This window comes from Streptomyces sp. NPDC024687 (genome assembly GCF_055559055.1).
Window position 1 is genome coordinate 215,015 of record NZ_JBVHLJ010000006.1, and the last position, 20,223, is coordinate 235,237.

Here is a 20,223-nt window from a genome sequence, read left to right on the forward strand (position 1 = left end):
AGCGTCAAGAAATCGTCAAGAGTTAGGTAAGGTAACGAAGTACTTGGATGCGCTGCTCCACCGCTTCGTGTCCTATGTACGTGAGCTCACCCGCGCGTGATGCGGTGAGCCAGGGAAGGGAACGGCCGCTGACTGTCCACCACCTCAACCAGCTCCTGTTCGTCTGCTCGCTCGTCCTGCTCGTCGCCGTGGCAGCGGTCCGGGTCTCCTCGCGCAGCGGGCTCCCCAGCCTGCTCGTCTACCTGGGGATCGGCATCGCCATGGGCCAGGACGGCATCGGCGACATCCACTTCGACAACGCCGAGCTGACCCAGGTCATCGGGTACGCGGCCCTGGTCGTGATCCTGGCCGAGGGCGGACTCGGCACGAAGTGGAAGGAGATCAAGCCGGCCCTGCCGGCCGCCACCGCGCTGGCGCTGGGCGGGGTCGCGGTGAGCGTCGGGGTCACGGCGACGGCCGCGCACTACCTGATCGGCCTCGAATGGCGCCAGGCGCTCATCATCGGGGCGGTCGTCTCCTCGACCGACGCGGCGGCGGTCTTCTCGGTCCTGCGCAAGATCCCCCTGCCCGCGCGCGTGACGGGCACGCTGGAGGCCGAGTCCGGCTTCAACGACGCCCCCGTGGTCATCCTGGTGGTCGCCTTCTCCCAGACCGGTCCGGTCGACCACTGGTACACCCTGCTCGGCGAGATAACGCTGGAACTGGCCATCGGCGCCGCCATCGGCATCGCGGTGGGCTGGCTGGGCTCCTGGGGCCTGCGGCACGTCGCCCTGCCCGCCTCAGGCCTGTATCCGATCGCGGTCATGGCGATCGCGGTCACCGCGTACGCGGCGGGTGCGCTGGCGCACGGCAGCGGGTTCCTCGCGGTCTATCTCGCCGCCATGGCGATGGGCAACGCCAAGCTGCCGCACTGGCCCGCCACCCGCGGCTTCGCCGACGGGCTCGGCTGGATCGCCCAGATCGGCATGTTCGTCCTGCTCGGCCTGCTCGTCACGCCGCACGAGCTGGGCGACGACGTGCTGCCCGGGCTCGTCATAGGGCTGGTGCTGACCATGGTGGCCAGGCCGCTGAGCGTCTTCCTGTGCCTGACGCCGTTCCGGGTGCCGTGGCAGGAGCAGACGCTCATGTCCTGGGCCGGACTGCGCGGCGCCGTGCCCATCATCCTGGCGACGATCCCCATGGTGAGCGGTGTCGAGGGCAGCCGTCGCGTCTTCAACATCGTCTTCGTGCTGGTCGTCGTCTACACCCTCGTCCAGGGCCCGACACTGCCCTGGCTGGCGCGCACACTGCGGCTGGGCGGCGACTCCGACGCCGCCGACCTCGGGATCGAGTCGGCGCCCCTGGAGCGGCTGCGCGGGCACCTGTTGTCCGTCGCGATCCCCGACGGGTCCCGGATGCACGGCGTCGAGGTCAACGAGCTGCGGCTGCCGGCCGGGGCCGCGGTCACCCTCGTCGTCCGCGATGAAAAATCGTTCGTCCCGCTGCCCACGACCGTGCTGCGGCGCGGGGACGAACTGCTCGTGGTCGCCACCGACCCGGTCCGCGACGCCGCCGAACGACGGCTGCGCGCGGTGGGCCACGGCGGCAAGCTGGCCGACTGGCTGGGCACGGACGGCACCGACAGCGCAGGTTAAGGGTGTGTTACGCGCCCCCTGTACGATGGTGACCGACCCCTGATCGAACCAACTCTGCCTGACGCAGAGCTGGCGCGACCGTATGGCGGCCGAGACGTCCCTGAGAGCGGTCTTCGGCATCTACCGCAGTCCGCGCAAGAGGACAGCTCTCGGCGCCCTCCCTTGGGAAAGGGAACCGCGCTACCAGGCGGCAGAAAGGCACGGGCCGTGGCATCCACGGTCACCTCCTCCCGCCCGGGATACGGACAGCTGCTGCGTACCCGCGGCGCCTGGACGTTCCTGCTCCCCGGCTTCGCGGCACGCCAGCCGTTCGCGATGCTCACCCTCTCCCTCGTGCTGCTCGTGCAGCACACCACCGGCTCCTATGGCGCGGCGGGCGCCGTCGCGGCCGTCACCGGTGTCGCCATGGCGCTGTTCGCGCCCTACAGCGGCCGTCTCGCGGACCGCTACGGGCAGCGCGCCGTGCTGGTCCCCGGCGTTCTGGTGCACGCCCTGGCAGGCCTGTCCCTGACGGCTCTCGCCCTCGCGCACGCGCCCTTGTGGGCGCTGTTCGTCGCGGCCGTGCCCACCGGCGCCTCGGTGCCGCAGATCGGGCCCATGGTGCGCGCCCGCTGGGGCGTCAAGCTCCAGGACTCCCCCCTGCTGACCACGGCGGCCGCCTTCGAGTCCGTCACGGACGAGCTGACCTTCGTCTTCGGCCCGCTGCTGGCCACCGCCCTGTGCACCGCCGTCCACCCCGCCGCGGGCCTGCTGACGGAGGCGTCCCTGACGCTGCTGGGCGGCCTGCTGTTCGCCGCGCAGAAGAGCACGCAGCCCTCCGTCGCTCCCGGGGAGCACACGCGCGTGGAGCACACGTCGGCACTGCGCGTCCCCGGGGTGCGCGTCCTGATCGTGACCTTCCTGGGCATCGGTTCCGTCTTCGGCGGCATGCAGGTCTCCCTGGCCGCGTTCAGCGAGTCGATCGGCGAGCCCGGCCTGAACGGTGTCCTGTACGGCGTCTTCGCCGCGGGCAACATGCTCTCCGGCCTGGTCTGCGGTGCCATCGCCTGGAAGGTGGCCCCCCGGCGGCGCCTGGTCGTCGCCTACGGCGCCCTCGCGCTGACGGCCTCCGGCCTGTGGGCCGCGCACTCGGTGCTCGTCCTGGCCGGCCTCGGCCTCCTGGTCGGCATGTGCATCGCGCCCGCCCTGATCACCGGCTACACCCTGGTCGAGAACCTGGTCCCGGCCGGCGCCCGCACCGAGGCCTTCACCTGGCTGACCGGGGCGGTGGCACTCGGCCAGGCGGCCGCCGTCACGATCGCCGGACAGCTGGAGGACCGCTTCTGGGGCGGCGCCGGGTTCCTGGTGCCGATGGGCGGCACGCTGCTCGCCCTGGCGACCCTGGTGGCCCTGCGTTCACACCTCGCGAACCGGCCCCGCGGGCGGACGGTCGCACGTGGCATGGGTCACCGAGTGCCGGTGGCAGTGGACTGATCCCCGGGAATGCGTCACTATGGACCATCGTTAGCACTCATTGAGTGAGAGTGCCAGGAGGAAGACAGTGCCCACCTATCAGTACCAGTGCACCGAGTGCGGCGAGGGCCTCGAGGCGGTGCAGAAGTTCACCGACGACGCTCTGACCGAGTGCCCGAATTGCCAGGGCCGCCTCAAGAAGGTGTTCTCCGCGGTCGGCATCGTCTTCAAGGGCTCCGGCTTCTACCGCAACGACAGCCGCGGCTCCTCGTCGAGCAGCTCGCCGGCGTCGTCGCCCTCGAAGCCGTCGACGTCGTCGTCCGAGTCGTCTTCTTCGTCGTCGTCTTCCTCGTCCTCCTCGGACACGAAGTCGTCGAGCTCGGGCACCTCGTCCAGCAGCAGCTCCGCCGCATAGCTCGCACTTGTGAACCCTGCCGTCACGCGACGGCAGGGTTTTCGTCGTTGTCCGGGCCGGTCGCCGGGGGTTTTCGGGGCCGGATACTGTGCTGTTCATGGCGAACGCAGAGATCGGCGTAATCGGCGGCTCGGGCTTCTACTCGTTCCTCGAGGACGTGACCGAGGTCCAGGTGGACACCCCCTACGGTCCGCCCAGCGACTCCCTCTTCCTCGGCGAGGTCGCCGGCCGGCGGGTCGCCTTCCTGCCCCGGCACGGACGCGGCCACCATCTGCCGCCCCACCGGATCAACTACCGGGCCAATCTGTGGGCGCTCAGGTCGGTGGGAGCACGCCAGATCCTCGGGCCGTGCGCCGTGGGCGGACTGCGTCCCGAGTACGGACCGGGCACCCTGCTGGTGCCGGACCAGCTGGTCGACCGTACGAAGTCCCGGGCGGGGACGTACTTCGACGGGCTGCCGCTGCCGGACGGGGCCGTGCCGAACGTGGTGCACGTGTCCCTGGCCGACCCGTACTGCCCCGCCGGGCGGGCGGCCGCGCTGAAGGCGGCCCGCGGGCGGGACTGGGAGGCGGTGGACGGCGGCACGCTCGTCGTGATCGAGGGTCCGCGCTTCTCGACCCGCGCCGAATCGCTGTGGCACCAGGCGCAGGGCTGGTCGGTGGTGGGCATGACCGGTCACCCCGAGGCGTCCCTCGCCCGCGAACTGGAGCTCTGCTACACGTCGTTGACCCTGGTCACCGATCTCGACGCGGGCGCCGAGACCGGTGAGGGCGTCTCGCACGACGAGGTGCTGCGGGTGTTCGCGGCGAACGTGGACCGGCTGCGGGGTGTGCTGTTCGACGCGGTAGCGGCGCTGCCGGCGCAGGACGAGCGGGACTGCCTGTGCGTCGGCGCCCTGGGCGGGATGGACCCCGGGTTCGAACTGCCCTAGCCGGCGCCCGACTTGAGGCGGAAGTCCTCGTTCGGGTGAGGAAGTTTTCCACAACCGGCAGGTAGTCCACCGGGCTCAGCGGGATTCGGCGCGAAGCCGCATCGTGGCAGGGCAAGCCGATGTCCCGTCGCTGGTGGTGGTCCACATGTCCTTCGCTCCCTCGCCCTCTCCCCTCCTTCCGTGCCCGCCCGGCACCGACGCTCCCCCGACCTGCGAGGTCCCGCACTTCGCGCCGGTCCGAGTAGGGCGCGGGCGGTATCGACTACGGCAACTCGTCCGCAGCCGCAGGCGTGCCGTGGCCCTCGGCCTGGCCGTCACCGCGGCCGCACTGGTGGCGGCGGGCCCTCGGGGCGCCGACGGGGCGCGGGGTCGTCCGGCAGCCCGACCCGTGCGCGAACACCGGGTCGTGGAGACGGTGTCGGCGCCGGTACGGATCGCCGACGGTGCGACGGTCCGGTTGCTGCGCCCCGGGGACCGGGTCGACGTCATCGCCGCCGAGGAGTCGGCGCTGGGCGGGGACGCCCGAGTGGTCGCCCGCGGGGCGCGGGTGACGAGGGTGCCGGAGCCGGCGGACGGTGTGAGCGAGGGCGGGGCGCTGATCGTGCTCTCGGTGCCCCGGTCCACGGCGGCACGCCTCGCGGGCGCGGGCGCGACGGCACGGCTGGCGGTGACGCTGTGTTGAGCCGCCCTTTGGAGCTACCCCATGGGACAGGGGCACCTCGCGTTGACGTAGGTTGCGGAGCTGTTTGTTCCACAACGTGCGCGTGCGAGAAGAGGCCTCTGGGTGAGCGAGAAGAAGCCGAGCGTCCTGGAAGGCTTCAAGGCCTTTCTGATGCGCGGGAACGTCATCGATCTGGCAGTCGCGGTGGTCATCGGCGCCGCCTTCACCAACATCGTCAACTCGGTGGTGAAGGGCGTGATCAACCCGCTGGTGGGGGCGATCGGCACGAAGAACCTCGACAGCTACTACTCGTGCCTCAAGGGCCCTTGCACGGGTACCGGCGACCACGCGTCGGGCGTACGGATTCTCTGGGGCTCGGTCCTCGGTGCCACGCTCACGTTCGTGATCACCGCGGCCGTCGTCTACTTCCTGATGGTCCTGCCGATGTCGAAGTACCTGGCCCGGATGGAGGCCCGCCGGAAGGCGAAGGAGGGCACGCACGAGGTCATCGAGGTGACCGAGCTGGAGGTCCTCAAGGAGATCCGCGACGCCCTGGTCGCCCAGCGGGGCTCGGGCCACGAGGGTCACGACTGGCGCTAGCGATCCGGGTGGTGCGGCCCGATCACAGGTGGTGGGGCGGCTTCTCGTCGAGGAAGCGCTTCAGGTCGGCCGCGCTGTCGCTCTCGGTGCGCGGTCGGTCGCCCCAGCCTCGGTCGGTGTCGTCCGAGGACTGCTGGTCCAGCGGATCGTCGAAGACCAGCGCCGGCTTGGGCTCGCGGGGCTCGGGGCGGGGGGCGCTACTCATGGATCCAGGGTACGGCCCTGCCGGCCGCACACCGTGGGAGCGGCCATCTGCTCTTCACGGCGTTGCCGGTGGTTCGGGTGGCGTGACCTCCTGATCCCGGCGGGTCGAGGTGGTGCCTGGACGAGACTGGGCCCATGACAGTTGACGCTCTGACGGATGTCACCGGGGTACGGGTGGGGCACGCGACGCGTACCGGCGGCGGTTGGCTCACCGGCACCACCGTCGTGCTCGCCCCGGAGGGCGGGGCCGTCGCCGCGGTGGACGTGCGCGGCGGAGGTCCCGGCACCAAGGAGACCGACGCGCTCGACCCGCGCAACCTGGTGCAGAAGGTCGAGGCGATCGTGCTGACCGGGGGCAGCGCGTACGGGCTGGACGCGGCCTCCGGGGTGATGGCCTGGCTGGAGGAGCAGGGGCGGGGGGTGCGGGTCGGACCCGATCCCACGCATGTGGTGCCGGTCGTGCCTGCCGCGTGTGTCTTCGATCTCGGGCGGGGCGGTGACTTCCGGGCCCGGCCGGACGCGGCGACCGGGCGGGCCGCTGTCGAGGCCGCCGCGGCGAGTGCCTTCGGTGCGGAGGTGGCGGAAGGGTGCGTGGGGGCGGGGACGGGGGCCGCGGTCGGGGCGATGAAGGGCGGGGTGGGGACGGCGAGTGTCGTGCTGCCCTCGGGGATCACCGTGGCGGCGTTGGTGGTGGCCAACGCGGTGGGGGCGGTGTCGGATCCGGAGACGGGGGTTCTGTACGGGGAGTTGTTCGACGGGCGGGTGCGGTATCCGGAGCAGCGGGTGCACGACGCGGCGCGACGGCGGCTCGCCGAGACCGCTGCGAGGAATGCGCCGCCCCCGCTGAACACCACGCTCGCGGTGGTGGCCACGGATGCGGAACTGTCGAAAGCGCAGGCCCAGAAGGTGGCGGGGACCGCGCACGACGGCATCGCGCGTGCCGTGCGGCCGGTGCACCTGCTGCACGACGGCGACACGGTGTTCGCCCTGGCCACGGGGGCGCGGCCGCTCGACGCCTTGGACCCGCTCGCGCTCAACGCGGTGCTCGCCGCGGGTGCGGATGTGGTGACGCGCGCGATTGTGCGGGCGGTGTGGGCGGCGGAGTCGGTGGAGGGGGCGGGTGGGGCGTGGCCGGCCTATCGGGAGCTGTACGGCGAGTGATGCGTGTGGCTGTGTGTGCGGGTTCGGTGGGGGCGGGCGTTGTGCGCAGTTCCCCGCGCCCCTGAATGCCTGCGGCGCAGCTGCGGCTCGGGGGGCGGGTGTAGCGCCAACGGCCTCGTCGTGGGTCGGGGGCCGGGGCGGGGGTGTCCGTCCTGGCGCAGGTGACTGCAACCCCCCAGGGGCGCGGGGCAGGTGACTGCAACCCCCCAGGGGCGCGGGGAACTGCGCGACCAGCCCGCACCCGCCCGATCACCTCACCCGGCCCCCCATTCTGTCCGGGTTCTGTCACGTGATGGCATTCGTCGCGCTGGTAGGGAACCCGGGCTGGGACCGGGTCCCTCTTTCTTGACCAAGGGGAGCGGACAACGCACATCACACGAATCTGGAGCAGCCCGTGACAACGCCGGACATAGCAGCGCGGCGCGCACTGGGGGCCTGTGCCGTCCTGATGGTCGGCGCCCTCACCCTCACCGCGTGCGGAGGCGACTCCGACGGCAAGAGTGAAGGCAAGGGCGGCGAGGACCCCGCGAAAACCTCCGCGGCGCAGATCGTCATCTCCGCCAAGAACGGTTCGACGGGCGCGTCCATCAACTCGACCGGCGTGAAGGTCAGCGACGGCACGCTGACCGGCGTGAAGATGACGGTGGCCGGCACGGGGCAGCAAGTGTCCGGGGAGATGGTCGCGGGCGGGAAGAGCTGGAAGCCCGAGGAGCAGCTGGAGCGGGGGACGAAGTACGAGATAGCCGCGACGGCGAAGGACTCGGACGGCAAGGCCATGACCGCGAAGTCCGTCTTCACGACCGTCTCCAAGGCGAACAGCTTCGTCGGGACGTACACGCCGGACGACGGCACGACGGTCGGCGTGGGGATGCCGGTGTCGTTCAACTTCGACAAGGCGATCAGTGACAAGAAGGCCGTTCAGTCTCACATCGAGGTCAGCTCCAGCAGTGGGCAGCAGGTGGTCGGGCACTGGTTCGGGGCGCAGCGGCTCGACTTCCGGCCCGAGGAGTACTGGAAGGCCGGCTCCAAGGTCACGATGAAGATCGACCTGGACGGGATCGAGGGCGCGGGCGGGGTCACCGGTGTGCAGGAGAAGACCGTCAGCTTCACCGTGGGGCGCTCGCAGGTGTCCACCGTGGACGCGGACACGCAGACCATGAAGGTCGTGCGGGACGGGCGGACCGTCCAGTCGGTGCCGATCTCCACGGGCAGCCCGGAGTTCACCACGTACAACGGGCAGATGGTGATCTCCGAGAAGTACAAGAAGATCCGCATGGACAGCCGGACGGTCGCCCTCGCCAACGCGTACGACATCCCCGACGTCCCGGACGCGATGCGGCTGACGCAGTCGGGGACCTTCCTCCACGGCAACTACTGGTACAACAAGGGGAATCCGCCCTTCGGGCGCACCGCCACCAGCCACGGCTGCGTCGGGTTGCGGGACGTCAAGGGCGGGCAGTCGGACACTCCGGCCAAGTGGTTCTACGACAACTCGCTGATCGGGGACGTGGTGATCGTGAAGAACTCCCCCGACAAGACGGTCGCGCCCGACAACGGGCTGAACGGCTGGAACATGTCGTGGGACGAGTGGGTCGCGGGCAGTGCCGTCGGTACGTCCTGATCGTCGCAAGCCCTGTCTGACCGGGGGTTTTTGACGGGTCGTCGGCCGCGTGGGAATTTCCCGCGCGGCCCGGTCGTTTTCCGGGCGTACGTTTTCTCGGTTCCCGGACATGATGTCCGACCGAGGGGCTACGGTATGCACCCACAAGGTGACATGCAGCAACGCCGGGAGAAGCCTTGAGCGTTCCGTACGAGACGGCAGCGTACGAACCACACGAGTCGCCCGAGTCTCCGGAGGAGCATCTCGCGCGGCTCCTCGGTCGTGCCCTGAACTCCTTCGAGCTGCCCGACGAGGCGCTACGGCAACTGGACTGCGCGCTGGCGTACGACAGTTCGCTGCACTCCGCGCACCACAGCGCGGGGCTGCACCGGGAGACGTATCGGCACACGTGGCTGCTCGCCGACGGCTCGGCGCTCACTCTGTGGGAGCTCGTCCACAACACCGCGCGGGACAGCGTTCCGCAGCACGAGGTGTACGTCGACGAGGAGGAGCTGCGTGCGGCGACCGCGCGGCTGCCCTTACCGCCCGACACCCCGGACTTCGAGCTCCCGGTGACGGTGCAGCTCTCGCCTGTGTACGCGCCGCGGCACGCCTACGTCCCGGACGACTCCGCGGACCACGCGCGCCGGCTGCTGCGCCGCGCGGAGAACACGGACCGGCCGGGCCCGGAGACGGCCGCGCGGCTGGCGGAGGCGTTCGCCCACCAGATCACGCAGGCGTTCGGACGCCCGTGCCGGGCGGGGCGTGCCGGACTGGGCTTCTCGCTGTACGAGCACGCGTTCCTGCTGCGCGACGGAGCGGAGATCTCCCTGTGGGAGGTCGAGCACACGGCGACGCCCGACGGACGGCACATGTGCGAGGTGTACGTCACCGAGGACGCGGCCCGCGACGCCATGGAGCGGCGTGCGGCCCAGGTCTCCTGACCGGGCTCACACCCCGGGCGCGGATACTCACGTAGGTCCCGGTTCCGGCGCCCGTGTCAGCGGCCGCCGCCGAGTTGTCGTACCAGACCCGCGAACGCGTCCTCCTCCGCCGGGGTCAGCTCGACGCACTCGCGTCCGGGGGCGGCCCGTCGTTGGTGGGGCAGGGCCGACAGACCGCGTCCGTAGTGCCACGGCACGGTCTTGTAGCGACCGCGGCGCAGCATGAAGGCCAGCCCGATCCCCCAGGCGACGGTCACCAGGACGAGCAGGGTCATACCAAGCAGCTGGTAGACGGAATGGTGCTCAGGCATGCGTTCCAGTAGACACCACGGTCCGGGACTTCTGCCCCGGACCGTGACGTATCTCGCAGGTGCCGTGAACGACTCACAGCCGCCCCAAAGGGGCACGGCTCACGCGGCGACCGGCTGCTTCCGCTCGGTCGCCGGGGTGCCGGTGGCATCCGTCGCCGCGGTGTCCGTGGTCCCCGGCGCCGGCTTGCGCATGCTCTTCAGGACGACCACCAGGGCGGTCGTGACGCACACGCCCGCCGCGATGGCGATCAGGTAGAGCAACGGGCTGCCGATCAGCGGGACCACGAAGATGCCGCCGTGGGGGGCGCGCAGGGTGGCGCCGAAGGCCATCGACAGGGCGCCGGTGACCGCGCCGCCCGCCATCGAGGCCGGGATGACGCGCAGCGGGTCGGCCGCCGCGAACGGGATAGCGCCCTCGGAGATGAAGGACGCGCCGAGGACCCAGGCGGCCTTGCCGTTCTCGCGCTCGGTCTCGGTGAAGAGCTTCTTGCGGACGGTGGTCGCGAGCGCCATGCCCAGCGGCGGGACCATGCCCGCGGCCATCACGGCGGCCATGACCTTCATCGCGGAGTCGCTCGGGTCCTGCACGGCGATTCCGGCGGTGGCGAAGGCGTACGCGACCTTGTTGACCGGGCCGCCGAGGTCGAAGCACATCATCAGGCCGAGCAGGATGCCGAGCAGGATGGCGTTGGAACCGGAGAGGCCGTTGAGCCAGTCCGTCATGCCCTTCTGGGCCTCGGCGATGGGCTTGCCGATCACCACGAACATCAGGAAGCCCACGATGAGCGAGGAGATCAGCGGGATCACCACCACCGGCATGATGCCGCGCAGCACCGGTGGGATCTTGATCCGCTGGATCGCGAGGACCACACCACCCGCCAGCAGACCGGCGACCAGACCGCCGAGGAAGCCCGCGGCGATGTTGGAGGCGATCATTCCGCCGACGAAGCCGGGGACGAGACCGGGACGGTCCGCCATGCCGTACGCGATGTATCCGGCGAGAACCGGGATGAGGAAGCCGAAGGCGACCTGGCCGATCTGGAACAGCAGGGCGCCCCAGCTGTCGATCTCGGTCCAGGAGAAGTGCTTCATGACCGAGGGCGCACTCGCGATCTGCCAGCCGCCGATCGCGAACCCGAGGGCGAGCAGCAGACCGCCCGCGGCGACGAACGGGACCATGTAACTCACGCCGGTCATCAGCCACTTGCGGAGCTTGGTGCCGTAGCCGTCGCCGGGCTCACCGGCCCGCTCGACAGGCGTCCCCGCGCCCGCGGCGCCCGCCGTCACCTCACCGCGCGCGGCTTTGGCGCGCACTTCGGTGATGAGTTCCGCGGGCCGGTTGATGCCCGCCTTCACGCCGACGTCGACGGTGGGCTTGCCGGCGAAGCGGTCCTTGTCGCGTACGGGGACGTCGTGCGCGAAGATCACGCCGTCCGCCGCCGCGATGACGGCCGGGTCGAGCCGGTCGAAGCCGGCCGAGCCCTGGGTCTCGACGACGAGTTCGACGCCCGCCTCGCGGCCGGCGTTCTCCAGGGACTCGGCCGCCATGTAGGTATGGGCGATACCGGTCGGGCAGGAGGTGACGGCGACGATCCGGAAGGGGGCCTCGGGAACGTCGGGAGTGGCCGTTGCGGCATCGGCGGAGGCCGCCGCCGATGCCGCAACGGAGTCTTCGCCGGCGGGGTCTTCGCCGGCGTCCGGCGCCGGCGGCTCGTCCCCGCGGATCAGCGCGGCCGCGCTCTGCGCGTTCCCCGCGGCCCGCAGCGCGTCCGTGAACTCGGTGTTCATCAGCTGCCGCGCGAGGGAGGAGAGGATCGTCAGGTGGGCGTCGTCCGCGCCGGCCGGTGCGGCGATCAGGAAGATCAGGTCGGCGGGTCCGTCCGCGGCGCCGAAGTCGATCCCGGCGGAGCTGCGGCCGAAGGCGAGCGTCGGCTCGGTGACGTGTTCACTGCGGCAGTGCGGGATGCCGATGCCGCCGTCGAGGCCGGTCGGCATCTGGGCCTCGCGGGCGGCCACGTCGGCGAGGAAGCCCTCCAGGTCGGTCACCCGGCCCAGGTCGACCATGCGCTCGGCGAGGGCACGGGCCGCCGCTTCCTTGGTATCGGCGGACAGGTCGAGATCGACCAGGTCCGCGGTGATCATGTCGCTCATCGCGGGCTCCTTCGCACGCGTATCGCCCGGGGAGTGGGGTGGGCGGTGGGGAGGGGGACGGGGGTGCAGCGGTGTGGGGTCTCGGGGGTGGTGGCCGTACGGTTCGGCACGGCGTGGTTCCTCGCCGTACGGTTCGCCACCGTCGGGGAAGGCATCGGGCCGGTCATGTCACCGGCTCCGTCAGCACACGGTCCACCGGCACCTCGGCCGTGACCGTCACCGCGGCCGGGTCGAGGTCGTCCGGTGTCGGCATGACGCTGCCGGGCAGCTGGACGGCCGCCGCGCCGTGGGCGACCGCGGAGGCGAGGGCCCCGGGGCCGCTGCCGCCGGCGATCAGGAAGCCGGCCAGGGACGAGTCGCCGGCGCCGACATTGCTGCGTACGGCGTCCACGCGCGCACTGCCGAACCAGGCACCGGAGCCGTCCACGAGCAGTTGCCCGTCGGCGCCCAGGCTCGCGAGCACCGCCCGCGCACCCATCTCACGCAGCTCCTCGGCCGCCTTGACGGCGTCGCCGACCGTGGACAGGGGGCGTCCGACGGCCTCCGCGAGCTCCTCGGCGTTCGGCTTGACGACGTCGGGCCGTTCGCGCAGCGCCTCCAAAAGCGCGCGCCCCGAGGTGTCCAGCGCGATCCGAGCGCCTCCGGCGTGCGCCCGCGCGACCACCTCGGCGTACCAGGAGGGCGCGAGCCCCCGGGGCAGGCTTCCGCAGCACGCGATCCACGAGGCGTCACGCGACTGCGTGCGGACCGTCTCCAGCAGCAACTCCTGCTCGGCTGCCGACAGTTCGGGACCCGGCGCGTTGATCTTCGTGAGGACCCCGTCCGACTCGGCGAGCGCGATGTTCGACCGGGTCGCTCCGGCGACCGGGACCGGGGCGACCTCGATGCCCTGCGCGTCGAGCAGGTCGGCGACGAGGGCCCCCGGCGCCCCGCCCAGGGGCAGGACCGCGACCGTGCGCTGTCCGGCGGCCGCGACGGCCCGCGAGACGTTGACGCCCTTGCCGCCGGGGTCCATGCGTTCACCGGTGGCGCGGATGACCTCGCCGCGCTCCAGGGACGGGACCTCGTACGTACGGTCCAGGGACGGGTTCGGGGTGACGGTGAGGATCATGCGCACTCGTTTCTAAACACACAGCACTTCCGTGCCGCCGCGCTCGATCACGGCGGCGTCGTCGGGGCTCAGCCCGCTGTCGGTGATCAGCAGGTCCACATCGCTCAGGTCACCGAAGCGGGCGAAGTGCTCCTGGCCGTGCTTGGAGGAGTCGGCGAGCAGCACCACGCGGCGGGCGGCGCCGAGTGCGGCGCGCTTGACCGCGGCCTCGGCGAGGTCGGGGGTGGTGAGGCCGTGCTCGGCGGAGAAGCCGTTGGCCGCCACGAAGAGGACATCGGCCCGGATCTCGCCGTACGCCCGCAGCGCCCAGGCGTCCACGGCGGCGCGCGTACGGTGCCGTACGCGCCCCCCGACCAGGTGGAGCTGGATGCCGGGGTGGTCCGCGAGGCGGGCCGCGATCGGCAGGCTGTGCGTGACGACGGTGAGCGAGGCCTCCAGCGGGACGGCGGCGGCCAGGCGGGCCACGGTCGTACCGGCGTCGAGGATCAGGGTGCCCTCGGCCGGCAGTTCGGCGAGGGCGGCCTTGGCGATGTGGTCCTTCTCGCTGGCCGCGGTCGTCTCGCGCTCGGCGAGGTCCGGCTCGAAGTCGAGGCGCCCGGCCGGGATGGCCCCGCCGTGCACCCGGCGCAGCAGGCCCGCGCGGTCGAGGGCCTTCAGGTCGCGCCGGATGGTCTCGGCGGTGACCTGGAACTCCTCGGCCAGCGAGACGACGTCCACCCGCCCGCCGTCACGGGCGAGCCGGAGGATCTCCTGCTGCCGTTCCGGTGCGTACATGTCCGCTCGCCTCCGACCGATGCCCGAACGTGTGGTTTCAGAGGGGAGGCTACGCCCGGATTTCCGGAAAGTAAACAGGTTCGGATGTCATCCGGGCATGAACGGACTTACATGGAGCTTCCAACGGACGGTTGTGTCCGTGTACGGCACAGGGCCCGGTACCGCAGCCGGTACCGGGCCCATCACCTCCGATGTCAGGAGACGAGTGCGGGCTCCTGCTCCGCCTGTGCCGGAAGCTCGGCCGCCCCCTCCACGTGCTGCGCGGGCCGCTTCGGCAGCGCGAACATCAGCAGGAAGATGACGCCCATCACCGCCGCGACCCATCCGAGCGCGTGCTGGAAGGCGTCCACGAAGGCCGGGCCCACCTGCTCCGGCCGCAGGTCGTCGCCGATGACCCCGAAGAACACCACCGACACCAGCCCGAGCCCGAGCGCGTTGCCCATCTGCTGCACGGTGTTGATGAGTCCCGACGCCGAACCGGCGTGCTCGCGCGGCACCTCGGAGAGCACCGCGTCGGTGAGCGGGGCGACGATCAGGCCCATGCCGACGCCCATCACGACCAGCGGCAACGCCATCTGCCACGAGCTGATCGCCATGCCGTACCGCTCGGCCTCCCACAGGTAGAGGAGCACGCCCACCGCCATCAGCAGCGCGCCCGCCTGGAGCACCCCCCGCCCGAACCGCGGCACGAGCACCTGCACGGACAGCCCCGCGGCCGTGGAGACGGCGAGCGAGAACGGCACCCCGGTCAGCCCGGCCCGCAGCGGGCTCCAGCCCAGCCCGGTCTGCATGTACAGCGTCCACACCAGGAAGAAGATGCCGAGCCCGACCCCGAACACCGTCTGCACGGCGATCCCGGCCGCGAAGCTCTTCACCCTGAACAGCGACAGCTCGACCAGCGGCGACCCGTCCCGCGCGGCCTTGCGCCTCTCGTACGCCACCAGCGCCGCGAACACGAGGGGTGCGCCGGCCATCGACACGTACCCCCACACCGGCCAGTCCAGCTCCTCACCGCGGGTCAGCGGGTAGAGCAGCATCAGCAGCCCGAGCACGACCATGGCCACGCCCACCAGGTCCAGCTTCAGCGCCCGCGGGGCCTTGGACTCGGTGATGAAACGGCTCCCGAGCACCAGCCCCATGATCCCGACCGGCAGGTTGATGAGGAAGATCGGCCGCCACTCCAGCCCGAAGAGGTTCCACTCGGTCAGCAGCGCCCCTAGCAGCGGACCGGACACGGCCCCCAGCCCGACGACCGCGCCGAACAGCCCGAACACCTTGCCGCGCTCGTGCGCGGGGAAGGTCGCGTGCACGATCGACAGGACCTGCGGCACCATCATCGCCGCCATGCCGCCCTGCAGGATCCGGGCCGCGACCAGCATCTCCGGGTTCGCGGCGAAGCCGCACAGCGCCGACGCGAGCGTGAACCCGCCGATCCCGACGAGGAACAGCCGCTTGCGCCCGTGGATGTCACCGAGCCGCCCTCCGGTGATCAGCCCCGCGGCGAAGGCCAGGGCGTAACCGGCGGTGATCCACTGGATCTGGCTGACGGAGGCGCCGGCGTCCTGCCGGATGGACGGGATGGCGATGTTGACGATCGTGACGTCGACGAGGTCCATGAAGGCCGCGGTCATCACGATGGCGAGGGCGAACCAGCGGCGCCGGTCGCCCGCGGCGGGCCGCGGAGCGGTGGATGTGGTCTCGGTGGAGGTCATGCCATGAAGCTAGGGCCCCATTAGGTCAGATCGTGTCCTACTTCTACGGCATTCTCGAACTCATGACGACGGACACCCCGGCACGGCTCCTGACGCTCCTCTCCCTCCTCCAGACGCCCCGCGAATGGCCCGGCGGCGAGCTCGCCGGCCGGCTCGGGGTCTCCCGCCGCACGGTCCGGCGGGACATCGACCGCCTGCGCGAACTGGGTTACCCCGTCCAGGCGACCAAGGGGTCCGACGGCGGCTACCGGCTCGTCGCGGGCAAGGCCATGCCCCCGCTCGTCCTCGACGACGAGGAGGCGGTGGCCATCGCGGTCGGGCTGCGGGCCGGGGCAGGGCATGCGGTCGAGGGGATGGAGGAGGCGTCCGTACGGGCGCTGGCAAAACTGGAACAGGTCCTGCCGTCCCGCCTGCGGCACCGCGTGTCCACGCTGCAGGCCGCGACGACTCCGCTGACCAGCGGGGACGGGGCGAGCATCGCGACCGAGACCCTGACGGTGATGGCGTCCACGGTGGCCGGACACGAACGGCTCCGGTTCGCCTACCGCGCCAAGGACGGCGCCGAGTCCCGACGCGTCGTGGAACCGTACCGTCTGGTCTCCACCGGGCGCCGCTGGTACCTCGTCGCCTACGACCTCGACCGCGGCGACTGGCGGACCTTCCGGGTCGACCGGGTGAACGATCCCTTCGCCACGGGGGCGCGGTTCGCTCCGCGGGAGTTGCCGACGGGTGGCGCGGCGGAGTATCTGCGGCAGTCGATGTACCACCGCCAGGAGACCTACGAACTGGTCGTGACGTTCGAGGGCGAGGCGTCCGTGGTGGCGGCCCGGGTGCCGACGTGGATGGGGGTGCCGGAGCCGGTGGGCGAGGGACGGTGCCGGCTGCGGACGACCGTCGGGGACGCGGTGGACTGGATGGCGGTGCGGCTGGCCATGACCGGAGTCGAGTTCGTGGTGGAGGAGCCCGCGGAACTGGCGGCCGCGGTGCGGGAGTTGGGGGGACGATTGGTCCGGGCGGCAGAGGGGTGGAAGAATCTGCCGTCCGGTGGGTCACCCCGTGGTTCAGGTACGGGGTGACCCACCGTTCCGCTGTGCCGGGCCATGCGAAGGCGGGCGAAGGCGGGGCGTGAAAAAGAGCCGGACCCCGGCGCCCGGGGGGAGGGGCGCCGAAGTCCGGCTCTGGGAGAGTCCCGGCGCCGGGGGGGGGGATTGCGGCGGGACTTGGTTCAAGAGGGTCCGAAGGGGCCGAAGACCCGGTCTCCGGGCCCCGAACACCTGGACCCTGAAGTCTTGTTCCCTGGGGCCGGGCGGTTAAGCGGCCTAGTACAGCCATGTTTACGCGGTCTTTAGCCACCCGGCGTACGCGGGCACGCCCCACCTACGCCGCCGCGTCGAACCCGGTGGACCGCGCCAGCTTCTTCAGCTCCAGCAGGGCGTGCTTCTCGATCTGCCGGATCCGCTCGCGGGTGAGTCCGTGCTCCTTGCCGACCTCGGTCAGCGTGCGCTCGCGCCCGTCCTCGATGCCGTACCGCATCTTGATGATGGAAGCGGTGCGCTGGTCGAGGCGGCCGATGAGGTCGTCCAGTTCCTCGCTGCGCAGCAGCGTCAGCACCGACTGCTCCGGCGAGACCGCGGAGGTGTCCTCCAGGAGGTCACCGAACTGGGTGTCGCCGCTGTCGTCCACCGACATGTTCAGCGAGACCGGGTCGCGGGCCCAGTCCAGGACGTCGATCACGCGCTCGGGGTTCGAGCCGAGCTCGGCGGCGACCTCCGCGGGCTCCGGGTCGCGGCCGTGCTCGCGGTTGAACTCGCGCTGCACTCGGCGGATGCGGCCCAGCTCCTCCACGAGGTGGACGGGCAGCCGGATGGTGCGGGACTGGTCGGCGATGGAGCGGGTGATGGCCTGACGGATCCACCAGGTCGCGTACGTCGAGAACTTGAAGCCCTTGCGGTAGTCGAACTTCTCGACCGCGCGCACCAGGCCGGCGTTGCCCTCCTGGATCAGGTCGAGCAGGGGCAGTCCGCTGCGGGGGTAGCGGCGGGCCACGGCCACGACCAGGCGGAGGTTGGAACGGATGAACACGTCCTTGGCGCGCTCACTCTCCTCCACCAGGGCCTCCAGCTCCTCGCGGGTGGCGTCGGCCTTGGCTTCCTCGTACCCGTCGAGGACCTGCCGGGCGAACACACCCGCCTCGATGATCTGGGACAGCTCGACTTCCTTGGCGGCGTCGAGCAGCGGCGTACGCGCGATCTCGTCGAGGTACATGCCGACCAGGTCGCGGTCGGCGATCTCGCCGCCATGGACGCGAACACTGCGTGCCGCGTCGGTAGACCCGCCGGTGGCGGACTTACGACGGGCGACGGCACGGGTTGCCATGCGTGCTCCCTTGCGATGTTGGGTCAGCGGGTGGTCCGTCGGACGCTGGGTCCCGGTTCCGGTTGCTTTCCGGACTCTCCTCGGGTGCCCTGCATCCGATGGAAACAACGACTGGAAACCGGACAGAATTCCCAAGCCGTGCCGCTATTTTTCTGATCTTGCAGTACCCTGTCCGGCCACATGAGGAGGAGCGATGCCGTCGGAACGTACAGAGGTGCAGGTCAGGCCGGGAGTCGAAAGCGACCTCGGGGCCCTCACCGACCTCTACAACCACTACGTTCGTGAGACGCCGATCACATTCGACACCGCTGTCTTCACCCCGGAGGAGCGCCGCCCCTGGCTGCTCTCCCACCCTGAAGACGGCCCGTACCGCCTGAAGGTTGCCACCGACACGGACCCGACAGGAACCTCACAGCGGATCCTCGGGTACGCCACGTCCAGCCCGTTCCGCGCGAAGCCCGCGTACGTGACCTCCGTGGAGGTCACCGTCTACCTCGCTCCGGACGCGGGCGGCCGGGGCATCGGCACCCTCCTCTACAAGGCCCTCTTCGAGGCCCTGGCCGGCGAGGACGTGCACCGCGCCTACGCGGGCATCGCACAACCCAACGAAGCGTCCACGCGGCTGCATGAACGCTTCGGTTTCCGGCACGTCGGCACGTACCGGGAAGTGGGCAGGAAGTTCGGCCGCTACTGGGACGTGGCCTGGTACGAGAAGGGCCTGTAGACCCCCGCGGGAGAGTGTCAGCCGAACTGCACGGACCGCTTGGCCATCCCCATCCAGAACCCGTCGATGACGGACCTCTGCGAGTCCAGCTCGCCGCTCACGTCCGCCGCGCCCATCGTCACGAACAGGGGGGCGAAGTGCTCGGTACGCGGGTGGGCGTAGCGCCCGGCCGGGGCCTTGTGCAGGAAGTCCAGCAGGGAGTCCACGTCCCGCGCCTCGAGCGCCCGCCGGCCCCAGTCGTCGAACTCCGAGGACCAGGTGGGCACTCCGCCACCGGTGTGGCGCAGGGCGGCGAGGTTGTGGGTGAAGAAGCCGGAGCCGACGATCAGGACACCCTCGTCGCGCAGCGGGGCGAGCTTGCGGCCGATCTCCATGAGCCGGACCGGGTCGAGGGTCGGCATGGAGATCTGGAGGACCGGGATGTCGGCCTCGGGGTACATCTCGACGAGGGGGACGTAGGCGCCGTGGTCCAGTCCGCGGTCCGGGATGTCCTGCACGGGGATGCCGGGGGCGCGCAGCAACTTGCGGACGGACTCGGCGAGTTGGGGGGCGCCGGGGGCGTCGTACGTCACCTGGTAGTAGTGCTCGGGGAAGCCCCAGAAGTCGTAGACGAGCGGGACGGGCTGCACCGCGCCGAGGGCGAGGGGGGCCTCCTCCCAGTGGGCGGAGACCATGAGGATCGCCTTGGGGCGGGGCAGGTCCGCGGACCAGGCGGCGAGCTCACCGGGCCAGCTGGGGTCGTCGGCGAGCGGCGGGGCGCCGTGGCTCAGATAGAGGGCGGGCATGCGCTCCAGCGTGGCGGCGGACATGGCGGGGACTCCTCCGGTACTTCCGATGCGTCGAGTGCTTCACAAGGTCGAGTGCTTCAAATTTAAAGCTTCTATCGACATGACTGTACGCCTCACTTGTTTAAGATTCAAGGAGAGAGCTCGTAGAGTGGGAAACATGAACACGGCATCCGTCCCCGACGAGGAGCCCCAGTGGCTCGACGACGAAGAGCAGCGCATCTGGCGCTCGTACATCCACGCCACGACCCTTCTCGAGGATCACCTCGACCGCCAGCTGCAGCGGGACGCGGGCATGCCGCACATCTACTACGGCCTGCTCGTCGGCCTCGCCGAGGCCCCGCAGCGGCGGCTGCGGATGACCGAGCTGGCCATGAAGGCGAAGATCACCCGGTCCCGGCTCTCGCACGCGATCGCCCGGCTGGAGCGCAACGGCTGGGTGCGGCGGGAGGACTGCCCGGACGACAAGCGCGGCCAGTTCGCGGTACTCACCGACCCGGGCCTGGAGATGCTGCGGGGCGCCGCGCCCGGCCATGTGCGGGCCGTACGCAACGCCGTCTTCGACCGGCTCACCCCGGAACAGCAGAAGTCCCTCGGCGAGATCATGCAGATCGTCGCCGAGGGACTCCAGCCGAACGAGGTGGGCGCGGATCTGCCCTGGCTCCGCTGAGCCGCTC

20 protein-coding genes are annotated in these 20,223 nt (G+C 70.9%); 12 read left to right on the forward strand and 8 right to left on the reverse strand.

Translation table 11 applies throughout. The features are described from left to right. The first annotated feature begins 74 nt into the window (after positions 1–74). The 6 genes from ACZ39I_RS24490 (at position 75) to mscL (ending at position 5,693) form a co-directional block, all read left to right on the forward strand. A complete protein-coding gene (locus ACZ39I_RS24490) occupies positions 75–1,634 on the forward strand; it encodes a potassium/proton antiporter (protein WP_467246450.1) in 1,560 nt (519 codons plus the stop codon). A 207-nt stretch (positions 1,635–1,841) separates the two neighbouring features. Next, complete coding sequence (locus tag ACZ39I_RS24495) at positions 1,842–3,107, forward strand: MFS transporter (protein ID WP_467246452.1); 1,266 nt, start codon at positions 1,842–1,844, stop codon at positions 3,105–3,107. A gap of 67 nt (positions 3,108–3,174) precedes the next feature. Continuing rightward, positions 3,175–3,501, forward strand: coding sequence for an FmdB family zinc ribbon protein (locus tag ACZ39I_RS24500; RefSeq protein ID WP_467246453.1), 327 nt, complete (start codon positions 3,175–3,177; stop codon positions 3,499–3,501). Between the two features lie 97 nt (positions 3,502–3,598). After that, positions 3,599–4,432 carry an S-methyl-5'-thioadenosine phosphorylase gene (locus tag ACZ39I_RS24505; protein ID WP_352388432.1) on the forward strand — a complete coding sequence of 278 codons (834 nt, stop codon included), beginning with the start codon at positions 3,599–3,601 and terminating at the stop codon, positions 4,430–4,432. 145 nt (positions 4,433–4,577) lie between these two features. Then, entirely contained in the window at positions 4,578–5,114 is a 537-nt protein-coding gene (locus ACZ39I_RS24510) for a hypothetical protein (RefSeq protein WP_467246455.1), read from the forward strand. Between the two features lie 102 nt (positions 5,115–5,216). Next, positions 5,217–5,693 (forward strand): large conductance mechanosensitive channel protein MscL, encoded by a 477-nt coding sequence (mscL, locus tag ACZ39I_RS24515; RefSeq protein ID WP_467246458.1) that lies wholly within the window; start codon positions 5,217–5,219, stop codon positions 5,691–5,693. 22 nt (positions 5,694–5,715) lie between these two features. Here mscL and ACZ39I_RS24520 read toward each other — a convergent pair whose 3' ends face one another. Further along, a complete protein-coding gene (locus ACZ39I_RS24520) occupies positions 5,716–5,898 on the reverse strand; it encodes a hypothetical protein (RefSeq protein WP_467246460.1) in 183 nt (60 codons plus the stop codon). A 134-nt stretch (positions 5,899–6,032) separates the two neighbouring features. Between ACZ39I_RS24520 and ACZ39I_RS24525 the strand changes: the two genes are divergently transcribed. The 3 genes from ACZ39I_RS24525 (at position 6,033) to ACZ39I_RS24535 (ending at position 9,602) form a co-directional block, all read left to right on the forward strand. Beyond that, positions 6,033–7,058 (forward strand): P1 family peptidase, encoded by a 1,026-nt coding sequence (locus tag ACZ39I_RS24525; RefSeq protein WP_467246462.1) that lies wholly within the window; start codon positions 6,033–6,035, stop codon positions 7,056–7,058. Positions 7,059–7,452: 394 nt separating this feature from the next. Continuing rightward, the gene (locus ACZ39I_RS24530) at positions 7,453–8,679 is read left to right on the forward strand and encodes a L,D-transpeptidase (protein ID WP_467246463.1); all 1,227 of its coding nucleotides are present in this window, start codon (positions 7,453–7,455) and stop codon (positions 8,677–8,679) included. A 176-nt stretch (positions 8,680–8,855) separates the two neighbouring features. Next, the gene (locus tag ACZ39I_RS24535) at positions 8,856–9,602 is read left to right on the forward strand and encodes a DUF6227 family protein (protein WP_467246464.1); all 747 of its coding nucleotides are present in this window, start codon (positions 8,856–8,858) and stop codon (positions 9,600–9,602) included. 56 nt (positions 9,603–9,658) lie between these two features. On the opposite strand, the gene ACZ39I_RS24540 is transcribed toward ACZ39I_RS24535, so the two are convergent. The 5 genes from ACZ39I_RS24540 to ACZ39I_RS24560 all read right to left on the reverse strand — a co-directional run bounded on the left by ACZ39I_RS24540 (position 9,659) and on the right by ACZ39I_RS24560 (position 15,661). Next, on the reverse strand, positions 9,659–9,913 hold the full coding sequence (locus ACZ39I_RS24540; RefSeq protein ID WP_467246466.1) for a hypothetical protein: 255 nt from the start codon (positions 9,911–9,913) through the stop codon (positions 9,659–9,661). Between the two features lie 99 nt (positions 9,914–10,012). After that, positions 10,013–12,064 carry a PTS fructose transporter subunit IIABC gene (locus ACZ39I_RS24545; RefSeq protein ID WP_467246468.1) on the reverse strand — a complete coding sequence of 684 codons (2,052 nt, stop codon included), beginning with the start codon at positions 12,062–12,064 and terminating at the stop codon, positions 10,013–10,015. A gap of 163 nt (positions 12,065–12,227) precedes the next feature. Then, the gene (pfkB, locus tag ACZ39I_RS24550; protein WP_467246469.1) at positions 12,228–13,175 is read right to left on the reverse strand and encodes a 1-phosphofructokinase; all 948 of its coding nucleotides are present in this window, start codon (positions 13,173–13,175) and stop codon (positions 12,228–12,230) included. Positions 13,176–13,187: 12 nt separating this feature from the next. Further along, positions 13,188–13,949 (reverse strand): DeoR/GlpR family DNA-binding transcription regulator, encoded by a 762-nt coding sequence (locus ACZ39I_RS24555; protein WP_467246470.1) that lies wholly within the window; start codon positions 13,947–13,949, stop codon positions 13,188–13,190. Positions 13,950–14,143: 194 nt separating this feature from the next. After that, positions 14,144–15,661, reverse strand: coding sequence for an MFS transporter (locus tag ACZ39I_RS24560; protein ID WP_352388453.1), 1,518 nt, complete (start codon positions 15,659–15,661; stop codon positions 14,144–14,146). A gap of 62 nt (positions 15,662–15,723) precedes the next feature. Here ACZ39I_RS24560 and ACZ39I_RS24565 point away from each other — a divergent pair, with 62 nt between their 5' ends. After that, positions 15,724–16,737, forward strand: a complete 1,014-nt coding sequence (locus ACZ39I_RS24565) for a helix-turn-helix transcriptional regulator (protein ID WP_467246945.1) — start codon at positions 15,724–15,726, stop codon at positions 16,735–16,737. Between the two features lie 301 nt (positions 16,738–17,038). On the opposite strand, the gene ACZ39I_RS24570 is transcribed toward ACZ39I_RS24565, so the two are convergent. Continuing rightward, positions 17,039–18,037 carry a sigma-70 family RNA polymerase sigma factor gene (locus ACZ39I_RS24570; protein WP_467246472.1) on the reverse strand — a complete coding sequence of 333 codons (999 nt, stop codon included), beginning with the start codon at positions 18,035–18,037 and terminating at the stop codon, positions 17,039–17,041. A 193-nt stretch (positions 18,038–18,230) separates the two neighbouring features. Here ACZ39I_RS24570 and ACZ39I_RS24575 point away from each other — a divergent pair, with 193 nt between their 5' ends. After that, complete coding sequence (locus tag ACZ39I_RS24575) at positions 18,231–18,761, forward strand: GNAT family N-acetyltransferase (protein ID WP_467246473.1); 531 nt, start codon at positions 18,231–18,233, stop codon at positions 18,759–18,761. A gap of 17 nt (positions 18,762–18,778) precedes the next feature. Here ACZ39I_RS24575 and ACZ39I_RS24580 read toward each other — a convergent pair whose 3' ends face one another. Next, complete coding sequence (locus ACZ39I_RS24580; RefSeq protein ID WP_467246474.1) at positions 18,779–19,570, reverse strand: dioxygenase family protein; 792 nt, start codon at positions 19,568–19,570, stop codon at positions 18,779–18,781. 136 nt (positions 19,571–19,706) lie between these two features. On the opposite strand from ACZ39I_RS24580, the gene ACZ39I_RS24585 reads away from it, so the two are divergent. Further along, positions 19,707–20,216, forward strand: coding sequence for a MarR family winged helix-turn-helix transcriptional regulator (locus ACZ39I_RS24585; RefSeq protein WP_467246475.1), 510 nt, complete (start codon positions 19,707–19,709; stop codon positions 20,214–20,216). Positions 20,217–20,223: the final 7 nt, after the last annotated feature.